Source organism: Candidatus Accumulibacter vicinus (genome assembly GCF_000584955.1).
GTDB lineage: Bacteria > Pseudomonadota > Gammaproteobacteria > Burkholderiales > Rhodocyclaceae > Accumulibacter > Accumulibacter vicinus.
In genome coordinates this window covers 50,696-61,537 of record NZ_JDSS02000027.1, presented here as the reverse complement: position 1 = coordinate 61,537, position 10,842 = coordinate 50,696, and the positions used below count along the sequence as shown (strand labels likewise).

Here is a 10,842-nt window from a genome sequence, read left to right as displayed (position 1 = left end):
CCACAAGTGCCGCATCCCTCAGATAAGGGGGCCGAAAGGATGACTGGGGAACGCTGGCCATTTCCACCAGATTGAGTGCAGGCAAGCGGCTGCGCTCACTGGCTTCGAGTTTGACCAGACGTTCCAGGGCTTCGCGGTTGGCCTTTTCAACCTGGGCGAGGTCGTCCTCGAGTGACTTGGCTTGGGTGAAACGTTCGGAAAACGTCTGCACACCTCGGCGCTGCTCGTTGATTTGCGCCTGCAGGTGGCTGACGGTTTCCCGCGCACTGGTCAGTTCTTCCTGCGCCGTAGCGAGAGAGGTTTGTTGACTCGCCGAACGCTGCCCCTCGATTTGCCGCTCCAGTTCGCCGAGGCGCGCCTGCAAGGCCTTTGCGCCGGGATCGATGCTCATGAATCTGGAGGTGTAGGTGCGTTCCATGTCGCGTATTTGCTCACGCAGAGCCGACGCTCGCTGCTCCATGTTGGCCAGCGTCGGATCATCCTTGGCCCGGCTGCTGCCGCTGTTGCCGGCAGCAATGGCCTCCCGCAGAGCGCGCAGATGAGCTTCGGCTAGCGCGGCTTTCTCGCTGGCGGTGGCAAGTGCGGTGGTAAGTCCTTTCATACGCCCCACGGCCTCGTTGCCATCGCGCTCGGATGACCACACGCCATGCTGGCTGCGAAAGGCCTCCAGGCGCGCACGGCGCTCGTGCATCGCCCGCTCGAGCAGCGCGGCCTCCGTACGCGCCTGCGTCAGGGTGACGCTGGTAGCGGCTTCGTAAGCAGCTTTCAACTCTTCGCGATAGGCATCGAGCAAGGTGTTCAGCACCGCCACGAGGAGTTCCGGAGGCGCACCGGTCGCCTGCAACTCGACGATCTCGGTGCCACTCACTGGCACCACCGTGATCATCTTCTGCAATTCTGTGGCCTCGTCTGCTGATCCGACCAGGAAACCCGCCTGGGCGAGCAACTCGCTTACCCTGGCCAGCAGGGGCCGGCTGGTGAGTACCTGCACCTGCGTCAGAAGATCGGAGGCAGGGTGGGGCGACGGCTCGGCAGTCTCCCTTGCCGACAAAGAGAGGCGTGGTTCAATGCTTCCCGGGCTGATCTGTACCCTGGCCGTGGCACGGTATTCGGCAGGTCGGAGGAAATCCCAGGCGAGTCCGGTCACCAGCACCACGACAAATGCCATCAGAAAAACCTTGAGGCGCCGCCGATTACCTCGCCGGGCCAGTGTTTCCCCCCCGCCATCAGAGGTCACTGAGCGTTCGATAGAGCCATGCAAAGAAGAATGGATGTGCATCTTGCCATCACCAAACGAGAAGATAAGAGAATCGGGCGCCGGTCGCGACATCTCCGGTGATTGCCAGTTCAGGCTGCCGGGCTGGCCGTGCGGAGAACGTCGATCGCCAACCGTTCGCTCAGGCCAGCAGGCTGCTGGCTGTAGCTACCCCGGTCCGGTATAGCCAATCCTGCTGCAGATCAGTCCAGTCGACAGCAGGAGTGGTCGGCACAAGACGCTCGACGCGCTGTGCCCGCAGTGGGTCGTCTGGCGGCTGCCAGTTCGCCAGCAATTCGCCGACCGCATCCGGCGAGTTGCATACCAGCAACAGGTCGCAGCCCGCCTCCCAGGCGGCGGTACAACGCTCGCTGATGCCGCCGGCAACGCCGGCGCCGGCCATCGACAGATCGTCGCTGAAGATGACGCCGTCGAAGCCGAGCTGATTACGCAGCATGCCTGTCCAGAAACGGGAGAAACCCGCCGGCCGTGGGTCCAGACGCCGATAGATGACATGCGCTGGCATCACCGCGTCGAGTTCGAGCCGGCGGTAGGGTTCGATGTCTGGCGCCAGCTCTGCAAGCTCGCGTTCGTCGACCGGCAGCGCAACATGCGAATCGGCCTCGACCCAGCCATGCCCGGGAAAGTGCTTGCCACAGGCGGCCATGCCGGCGCGGTGCAGCCCTTCGATCAGCGCGCCAGCCAGCCGCACCACCGCAGCCGGATCGGCGTGCAACGAGCGATCGCCGATCACGCTGCTGCGCCCCCAGTCGAGATCGAGTACTGGCGTGAATGACAGGTCGACCCCGCGTGCGCGCAGTTCGGCGGCGAGAACATAGCCAACCCCGCGCGCAGCCAGCCAGGCTGCCTGCGGGTCGCAGTCCCATTGCTCGCCAAGACGTCGCATCGCCGGCAGCCGGGTGAAACCGTCGCGACAGCGTTGCACCCGGCCCCCTTCGTGGTCGATGGCAATCGGCAGGGCTGGCGAGCGCAAGGCATGCACTGCGGCCGTGAGTTGCTCGAGTTGCTGCGGCGAGGCGTAATTGCGTGCGAACAGAATCAGGCCACCGACCAGAGGGTGGCACAGGCGCTCTTGTTCAAGGTCGGACAATTGCAACCCGGCAATGTCGATCATCAGCGGGCCAAGCGGGAGTCGGGTATTCATTGCTGCTCCATGATCACAAAAGCGACGGCAAAATCGTGCTCGTCACTGATGGTGAGGTGCGCGACGAGCCGGCGCCGCGCGAGGTGGGCGGCGAGTGGCGCCGCGTACTCGAACAGCGGCCGGCCCAGCGAATCGTGGGCGACGCCGATACTTGGCAAGGTGGCGGGCGCGACCAGACCGATACCGAGCGCTTTGCCAAAGGCTTCCTTGGCGGCAAAACGCTTGGCAAGAAACCTGGCTGGATCACGAACGCCGACAAACTCGAGATGTTCCCTCGGCGACAGCAATTTCGCCAGCGCACGCTGACCGTGCCGCTCGTAAAGCCTGCCCAGGCGAGCCACGGCGACGATGTCGGTACCGATACCGGCGATCATGACGGTCAAGGCCGGGCCAGCGACCGCGCCTGCGCCTCTCGCAGCAGGCGCTTCATTTCCCCGACCGCTGCGCGCAGGCCGATGAAGATGGCACGGCTGATGATCGCGTGCCCGATATGCAGTTCGCGGATGCCAGCGAGTTGTGCGACCGGTTGCACGTTGAAGTAGTTGAGCGCATGGCCGGCGTTGAATCGCATCCCGAGTTGTCGCGCCAGGTCTCCAGCGACGCGGATTTTTTCGAGTTCGGCGAGCACGGCGGGGCTCTCGGCGTCGCGTCCCTGCGTATAGAAGGCGTGTGCATACGGACCGGTGTGCATTTCGCAGACGCGCGCGCCGATCCGTACTGCGGCTTCCACCTGCGCCGGGTCGGCATCGATGAACACGCTGCTGACGATGCCGGCATCGCTGAGACGGGCCACCGAATCGGCGAGCCGGGTTTCTTGGGCAACGATGTCGAGCCCGCCTTCGGTGGTCACTTCATGGCGACCCTCGGGCACCAGCATGGCCATTTGTGGCCTGATCCGGCAGGCCATCGCGACCATCTCGTCGGTCGCTGCCATTTCAAGGTTGAGCTTGATCTGCGCCAGATCGCGCAGTTTCTCGACGTCGGCATCCTGGATGTGTCGCCGGTCCTCGCGCAGGTGGATGGTGATGCCATCAGCGCCGCCGAGATGCGCTTCGACGGCCGCCCAGACCGGATCAGGCTCGTAGGTGCAGCGTGCCTGCCGGATCGTCGCCACATGGTCAATGTTGACGCCAAGTTCGATCATAGTTCGTGTAGCTCCCTAAAAATCCTGCGGCTGGCGAGGCTCTTGCCATCGGTATAATGATTGATCAATGTGCGCATCAGTTGCTTGGCTTCGGCCAGCGAGCGCGGATCGGAGAAATCCTCGCGCGCCAGGTCAAGCAGTGTCCGGCCGCTGACCGCCCACACCGAGCTGCCGGGTGCGGGCAGTCGCACCGGACCACGCTCGATCTCGTAAGCGTAGTCCGCATTGATGTCGACCGCGACACCCGTGGCATCGGTTTCAAGCGTCAGACCGTATCCGAGTTCCTGCAGCAACGCCCGCTCGAAGCAGCGCAGATCGGATTCCTGCGCGCCATCGGCGAAACGCCGCAAGGTCTCGGCATAGACCCAGAAAAGTCGGGCATGCGCGTCCTCGCGCGGCAGCAGGTGCATCAACAGCTCGTTCAGGTAGTAGCCACAGAATAGCGCCTTGCCCGCCAGTAGCGGTTGCCCGCCCTGCCACTCGGCCTTGATCAGCGTTTTCACCTCACCACCACCTGCCCAGCCGAGTTCGAGTGGCTGAAACGCCTGCAGGAGGCCGCGCAGGACCGAACGTGGCCGGCGCGCGCCGCGCGCCATGAGAGCGACACGACCATGGTCGCGCGAGAAGACGTCGACGATCAAGCTGGTCTCGCTGTAGGAATAGGTGTGCAGGACGAAAGCCGGCTGGGCATCGACCTTGTGTCGCTGCGTCACTTCCCGACTCGTTCGCGAGCACGCGATCTAGTCGTAGCCAAGCGTCTTGAGCATTCGCTCATCGTCGGCCCAGCCTGACTTGACCTTGACAAAGACTTCGAGAAACACCTGACCATCGAACATTCGCTGCATGTCCTGGCGTGCCTCGGAGGCGATGCGTTTGAGGATTGTTCCGCCGCGGCCGATGATGATCGACTTGTGCCCCTCGCGATCGACCAGAATGGCGGCGCTGATACGCCGCAAGGCCCCATCGACGACAAACTTTTCGATCTCGACGGCAGCAGCATAGGGCAACTCGTCGCCAATCAGGCGAAAGAGCTTTTCGCGAATGTACTCGGCAGCCAGAAATCTTTCGCTGCGGTCGGTCATTTCATCCTCGCCGTACAGCCACTCGGTGTTCGGCAAATGCTTGCGCGTCTCGCTGAGCAGGACTTCCATCTGTACGCCGCGCATCGCGCTGACGGGAACGATCGCCGTGAACTCACCTTCACCGGCGAGGCAGGCGAGGTACGGCAAGAGTTGCGCCTTGTCCTTGAACTGGTCGATCTTGTTCACCACGATGATCACCGGACGGTCATCCGGGATGAGTTGGCGTACCGCCCGGTCGCGATCGTCAAAGCGCCCGGCCTCAACAACCAACAGGACGACGTCGACTTCGGCCAGCGCCTGTCGAACGCCGCGATTCATCGCCCGATTCAGCGCGTTGCCATAACGGGTCTGGAAACCCGGTGTATCGACAAAAACGTACTGTGCATCAGGTCTGGTGAGAATGCCCAGGATGCGGTGACGAGTGGTCTGTGCCCGCTGTGAGACGATGCTGACCTTCTCGCCGATCAGCTGGTTGAGCAGGGTCGACTTGCCGACGTTGGGGCGGCCGACGATGGCGATCTGCCCGCTGCGCGTGTCATTCATGACTTTAATGATCGCTGCAGCGGGGAATGGTCATGAGCGATTTCCAGGCTTTCCAGCGCACGTTCGGCGGCCATTTGTTCGGCCGCCCGACGACTGCCGGCGCGGCCTTCGGTGCGGATTTGCAGGGGCTCGATCACACAGACCACCCTGAACTGTTGGGCATGCGCCTCGCCTTCGGTACCTGCCAGCGAGTACTGTGGCAAGGCCAGCCGGATGCCCTGGAGATACTCCTGCAAGCGCGTCTTGGCATCCTTGATCCCCTGTCCGGAAGTCAGTTGATTCAGCACGCCGGCGTAGACACGGACGATCACCTGACCAGCAACGTCAAAACCGGCATCCAGCCACAGCGCGCCAAACAGCGCTTCAAGGGCATCGGCCAGAATGGAGGGTCGTTGCTGCCCGCCACTCTTCTGCTCGCCCTCGCCAAGACGTAGGCATTCCCCCAGCGAGAGATCCACAGCAAGCTGGTGCAGGCTGTCCTGGCGTACCAGATTGGCCCGCAGTCGCGAGAGATCGCCTTCGGGAAGCAAGGGGAAACGCTCGAACAGGCGGCGCGCGATGACGGCATTGAGGATCGCATCGCCAAGGAACTCGAGTCGCTCATTGTGGGGCGAAGTGAAGCTGCGATGCGTCAGCGCCAGTTGCAGCAGATCGTGATTCCGGAAGGTATGCCCGAGTGCCTGCTCGAGGCGGGAAGCGGTCATTGCTAGAAACCGCGCCCTGATGACGAACCACGAAAGTCGATTAACAGGCTGACATTGGCGACGAGCGGAATCCGCCTCTCGTAAGCGAAAGCAATGACCAGCCGGTTCTCTTCCTTGAAGATGTCGAGATCAGCCGGGCTGAGGGTCTTGATGTGCTCTATTTCCAGATATTTGCCGAAAGCCTGCCGGATTTCGGGAACCGTCTTGCCGCTGGATTCTTCAGCCACTGCCTTGACCGCATGCCGGATCTTGTAATATTCCATGACATCGGGAAGAGCCCGGATCACGAGCATGGCCACCAAACTGATCAACACGCCCCAGACCACCAGACCCGAAAGGGCCACACCACGCTGACGATTCATAGCCACCGCTCCTTACCTGAATGAGCCGATCCGTGTGAGATCACTGAAATTCAACCAGATGAAAAAAGCCTTCCCAACGATGTTTTGTTCCGGAACAAAGCCCCAATAACGGCTATCGCGGCTGTTGTCGCGATTGTCGCCCATCACGAAGTACTGACCCGGCGGCACCTTGCAGATCACCCCTGCTGCATTGTAGGAACAATCCTGGCGGTTGGGAAACTGTACCGGACCCTGAATATACGGCGGAGCATCTTCATCATTGAGGGTTTGATGCTGTGCCGAGTCCAACCTTTCAATAAATTGCCGCGAATAGTAAAGACGCTCCGAGTGCAGATAATCGTCGATCCGCGTGGTCGGCACCGGCTGGCCGTTGATCGTCAGTTTCTTGTTCAGGTAAGCGATGTTGTCACCCGGCACGCCGATCACCCGCTTGATGTAGTCGAGGGAGGGATCCTCGGGATAACGAAAGACCATCACGTCCCCACGTTGCGGGTTGTTGATGTCGATGATCTTGCGGTTGAGTACCGGCAGGCGAATGCCATAGGTGTATTTGTTGACGAGAATGAAATCGCCGACCTGCAAGGTCGGGATCATCGATCCCGAGGGAATCTTGAACGGTTCGACGAGAAACGAACGCAGGACGAAAACCACCAGGATCACCGGAAAGAAACTCGCCCCGTACTCGACCCACCAGGGGTCCTTGGCGTCGGCCGGGCGGCGCTTGCGCAGAAAACAAGCATCGACGGCCCAGATTGTGCCGCTAATCAGCAACAGGACAAACAGGATCAACGCAAAATTCACTCGATTACTCCTTTACTTGCCGACACGCAACACAGCAAGGAAGGCCTCCTGGGGGATCTCGACCGACCCGACCTGTTTCATGCGCTTCTTGCCGGCCTTCTGCTTTTCGAGCAGTTTCTTCTTGCGCGAAATGTCGCCGCCGTAACACTTGGCCAGAACGTCCTTGCGCATCGCCTTGACATTCTCACGGGCAATGATGTTGGTGCCGATGGCGGCCTGGATGGCGACATCGTACATCTGGCGCGGAATCAGTTCGCGCATCTTGGCGGCCAGTTCGCGGCCACGATAGACCGAATTGACACGATGCAGGATCACGGACAGGGCATCGACGCGTTCACCGTTGATCAGCACGTCAAGCTTGACTACGTCGGCCGCCCGATACTCCTTGAATTCGTAATCGAGAGAGGCGTAGCCGCGCGAGACGGACTTCAGGCGGTCGAAGAAATCCATCACCACTTCAGCCATCGGCATTTCGTAAACCAGTTGCACCTGCCGGCCGTGATAGTTCATGTCGATCTGGTTGCCGCGCTTCTGATTGCACAGCGTAATGACATTGCCCAGATATTCCTGCGGAACGAATACCGTGGTAGTGATGATCGGTTCGCGAATCTCCTCGATCTTTGACAGTTCGGGCAGTTTGGCCGGGTTTTCGACATTGACCAGGTTGCCATCTCGCAGCAGGACTTCATAAACGACAGTTGGCGCGGTGGTGATCAGGTCCTGATCGAACTCGCGTTCGAGACGCTCCTGGACGATCTCCATATGCAACAGCCCGAGGAAACCGCAGCGGAAACCGAAACCGAGCGCCTGCGAAACCTCGGGTTCGTAGCGCAGCGACGCGTCGTTGAGCTTCAGCTTTTCCAGCGATTCGCGCAGCGAGTCGTACTGATTCGACTCGACCGGATAAAGCCCGGCGAAGACCTGCGACTTGATCTCCTTGAACCCCGGCAATGCCGTACTCGCCGGTCGCTCGTGCAGGGTCAGGGTATCGCCGACCTTGGCCGCCTGCAGTTCCTTGATTCCCGAGATAACGTAACCGACCTCGCCGGCGCGCAGAGCGTCGCGTTGCAGCGCCTTGGGAGTGAACACGCCGACCTGCTCACAGAGATGGGTCGAGCCGGCAGCCATCAGACGAATCCGGTCCTTTGGCCTGAGTGTGCCATCGAAGACTCGCACCAGCATGACCACACCGACATAGTTGTCGAACCAGGCATCCACCAGCAGAGCCTTGAGTGGCGCATCAGGATCGCCCGTCGGAGCGGGAATGCGCTCGATGATCGCTTCCAGGATGTCCTCGACGCCCAGGCCAGTCTTGGCCGAAGCGAGGATCGCCTCGGAAGCATCTAGGCCGATGACATCCTCGATCTCCTGGCGAGCATGGTCAGGCATCGCCGACGGCAGATCGATCTTGTTCAGTACGGGCACGACATCGACGCCGAGCTCGATCGCCGTATAGCAGTTGGCGACCGTCTGCGCTTCGACTCCCTGCGATGCATCGACCACCAGCAGGGCTCCCTCACAGGCGGAAAGCGAACGCGAGACCTCATACGAGAAATCGACGTGGCCCGGCGTGTCGATCAGGTTCAGGTTGTAGACCTCGCCGCTGCGCGCCCGGTATTGCAGGGCCGCGGTCTGCGCCTTGATGGTGATGCCACGCTCGCGCTCGATATCCATCGAGTCGAGGACCTGCGCTTCCATCTCGCGATCGGAAAGACCGCCGCAAAGATGAATGATGCGGTCGGCAAGGGTGGACTTTCCGTGATCGATATGCGCGATGATGGAAAAATTGCGGATCAGTTGCATGGACATGGTGTGGGCTCTATCGCGACCGAGCCGCCCCTGAAAAGAAAGGGTGCCGGCGGCGGGCACCCTTGGTCGAACTGCCTGAAGGCGCGGATTCTAGCGGATTTCGCTCAAATAATCACGGACTTTGCTGGTGTCGAGAAAGTAATGGCAAAGCTCACGGCCCTCATGCAGGAGGACCGGGACGAGTTCGTCGTAGAGCGCTTCGAGCGCTGCGTCGGCGTCAACGTCGACGACCTCGACGGCCACGCCGAATTCGGCAGCCAATGTTTCGAGGGCTACTGCCATCTCTGTACAGAGATGGCAGTAGCGCCGCGAGACCAGGGTCAGCTTCGCCGTCTGTGTCACTCGCTGCGACGCTCGGTCAGTCCCTTGATGGTGACGAAGGTCTGCAACTCGCCGCGGCGAACCAGCAAGGTCACGTTGGCCGACTTGTCGAACTGCGCGAGCAAACGGTTGAACTGGTCGCTGCTCTTGATTTCGATGTTCTCGCCACGCGAAATCAGCGCCAGGATGACATCCCCCGGCCGCAGATCGACACGCGCGGCATTGTTGCGAACATCCTCGATCAGCAAACCGCCATTGACCTTGAGTTCGCGCTTCTGCTCGGCAGTCAGCTCGGAAACCACCAACCCGAGGCGATTGGCCGTCCGATCAGGTGATTTTGCACTTCTGCTGCTGCGGGAAGCGACCTTCTCTTCTGCGATTTCTCCAATCACGACCGATACATCCCGGATCGCTCCCTTGCGCCAGATCTGGATCGTCACCCGGCTTCCCGGCTTGGTACTGCCGACGATGCGTGGCAAATCGCTGGAACTGCCAATCGTCTTGCCGTCAAATCTAAGGATGACATCACCCGCTTCAATGCCCGCTTTCTCCGCCGGACCACCCTTTTCGACCGCATTGACTGCTGCGCCTTGGGCTTTGCTCAAACCGAAGGACTCGGCCAGCTCCTTCGTCACCTCCTGAATGACCACACCGATTCGACCGCGGCTGACCTTGCCATTGGCGCGCAGTTGCGCCTGCACCTCCATCGCCACATCGATCGGAATGGCAAAGGAGATCCCCATGAAACCGCCCGACCGGCTGTAAATCTGCGAGTTGATGCCGACCACTTCGCCCTTCATGTTGAACAAGGGGCCGCCTGAGTTGCCCGGATTGACCGCCGTATCGGTCTGGATGAAGGGGACATAGTTCTCCTGTGGCAAGGAGCGACCCTTGGCGCTGACAATGCCGGCCGTCACACTGTTCTCGAAACCGAACGGCGAACCGATCGCGATCACCCATTCGCCGACCTTGAGTCCACCCGGATCACCCAGACGAACGGTCGGCAAACCGGTCGCTTCGATCTTGATCAGCGCCACGTCAGTGCGCTTGTCGGTGCCGATGACCCGTGCCTTGAACTCACGCTTGTCGGTCAGTCGAACGAGAATCTCGTCAGCCGAGTCCACGACATGCGCATTGGTCAGCAGATAACCGTCGGCACTGATCACGAATCCCGAACCAAGAGATCTGCTTTCGTAGTCGCGGGGTACGCCAGGAATTCCCGGCTGACGAGGAATGAAGCGCCGGAAGAACTCATACATCGGATCGCTTTCGTCGAAGGGGAACGGCTGTGCATTCCGCCCACTGCTCCGCACCGACTGGGTGGTACTGATATTGACGACTGCCGGCCCCTGTTTCTCGACAAGCTCGGTGAAGTCGGGCAATCCTCGACTGTCGGCTTGTGCCAACACCGAGAACACCGTTAAAAAGAACGCCACAAGCAACTGTTTCATGGCAGCAATAGCCTCCTGAACGTCATTGAATGACCAAAAAATATGCGGGCGCGGGGTGCAAAATCAAGATCGGATCGTGGGTTGCAAACGGGGGTCGTGCTGGCTCTGCCGCTGCGCTCGCCGCAGGCCCAGCCAGCCGACCAGCAAACCACCCATGGCCCCGCCGATCGCCCCCCCCTCGCCGCCACAGGCCGATCCCGACAGC

The 10,842-nt window shown here is 60.9% G+C and carries 12 protein-coding genes; all 12 read right to left on the bottom strand.

Annotation, left to right across the window (positions count from 1 at the left end):
• The coding region (locus tag CAPSK01_RS12765; protein ID WP_273703633.1) for a hypothetical protein at positions 1-1,168 on the bottom strand (1,168 nt) is incomplete at its 3' end.
• Between the two features lie 229 nt (positions 1,169-1,397).
• Positions 1,398-2,420 (bottom strand): beta-N-acetylhexosaminidase, encoded by a 1,023-nt coding sequence (gene nagZ, locus CAPSK01_RS12760; RefSeq protein WP_034927172.1) that lies wholly within the window; start codon positions 2,418-2,420, stop codon positions 1,398-1,400.
• Positions 2,417-2,794, bottom strand: a complete 378-nt coding sequence (gene acpS / locus CAPSK01_RS12755) for a holo-ACP synthase (protein ID WP_034927171.1) — start codon at positions 2,792-2,794, stop codon at positions 2,417-2,419. The genes nagZ and acpS overlap by 4 nt, the downstream gene beginning before the upstream one ends.
• 5 nt (positions 2,795-2,799) lie before the next feature.
• Positions 2,800-3,564: a pyridoxine 5'-phosphate synthase gene (locus tag CAPSK01_RS12750; RefSeq protein ID WP_034927168.1), complete on the bottom strand. Its 765-nt coding sequence runs from the start codon at positions 3,562-3,564 to the stop codon at positions 2,800-2,802.
• On the bottom strand, positions 3,561-4,277 hold the full coding sequence (gene recO / locus CAPSK01_RS12745; protein ID WP_034927166.1) for a DNA repair protein RecO: 717 nt from the start codon (positions 4,275-4,277) through the stop codon (positions 3,561-3,563). Before recO ends, CAPSK01_RS12750 begins: the two co-directional genes overlap by 4 nt.
• A 27-nt stretch (positions 4,278-4,304) precedes the next feature.
• Positions 4,305-5,189 carry a GTPase Era gene (gene era, locus CAPSK01_RS12740; RefSeq protein WP_273703632.1) on the bottom strand — a complete coding sequence of 295 codons (885 nt, stop codon included), beginning with the start codon at positions 5,187-5,189 and terminating at the stop codon, positions 4,305-4,307.
• On the bottom strand, positions 5,186-5,893 hold the full coding sequence (gene rnc, locus CAPSK01_RS12735; protein WP_273703631.1) for a ribonuclease III: 708 nt from the start codon (positions 5,891-5,893) through the stop codon (positions 5,186-5,188). The genes era and rnc overlap by 4 nt, the downstream gene beginning before the upstream one ends.
• A 2-nt stretch (positions 5,894-5,895) precedes the next feature.
• Entirely contained in the window at positions 5,896-6,255 is a 360-nt protein-coding gene (locus CAPSK01_RS12730) for a DUF4845 domain-containing protein (RefSeq protein ID WP_034927160.1), read from the bottom strand.
• 12 nt (positions 6,256-6,267) lie between these two features.
• A complete protein-coding gene (lepB, locus tag CAPSK01_RS12725) occupies positions 6,268-7,056 on the bottom strand; it encodes a signal peptidase I (protein ID WP_034927157.1) in 789 nt (262 codons plus the stop codon).
• A gap of 12 nt (positions 7,057-7,068) precedes the next feature.
• Positions 7,069-8,859 carry a translation elongation factor 4 gene (lepA, locus tag CAPSK01_RS12720; RefSeq protein ID WP_034927565.1) on the bottom strand — a complete coding sequence of 597 codons (1,791 nt, stop codon included), beginning with the start codon at positions 8,857-8,859 and terminating at the stop codon, positions 7,069-7,071.
• A gap of 96 nt (positions 8,860-8,955) precedes the next feature.
• Positions 8,956-9,207 carry a glutaredoxin family protein gene (locus tag CAPSK01_RS12715; protein ID WP_034927154.1) on the bottom strand — a complete coding sequence of 84 codons (252 nt, stop codon included), beginning with the start codon at positions 9,205-9,207 and terminating at the stop codon, positions 8,956-8,958.
• Complete coding sequence (locus tag CAPSK01_RS12710) at positions 9,204-10,637, bottom strand: DegQ family serine endoprotease (RefSeq protein WP_034927152.1); 1,434 nt, start codon at positions 10,635-10,637, stop codon at positions 9,204-9,206. The genes CAPSK01_RS12715 and CAPSK01_RS12710 overlap by 4 nt, the downstream gene beginning before the upstream one ends.
• Positions 10,638-10,842: the final 205 nt, after the last annotated feature.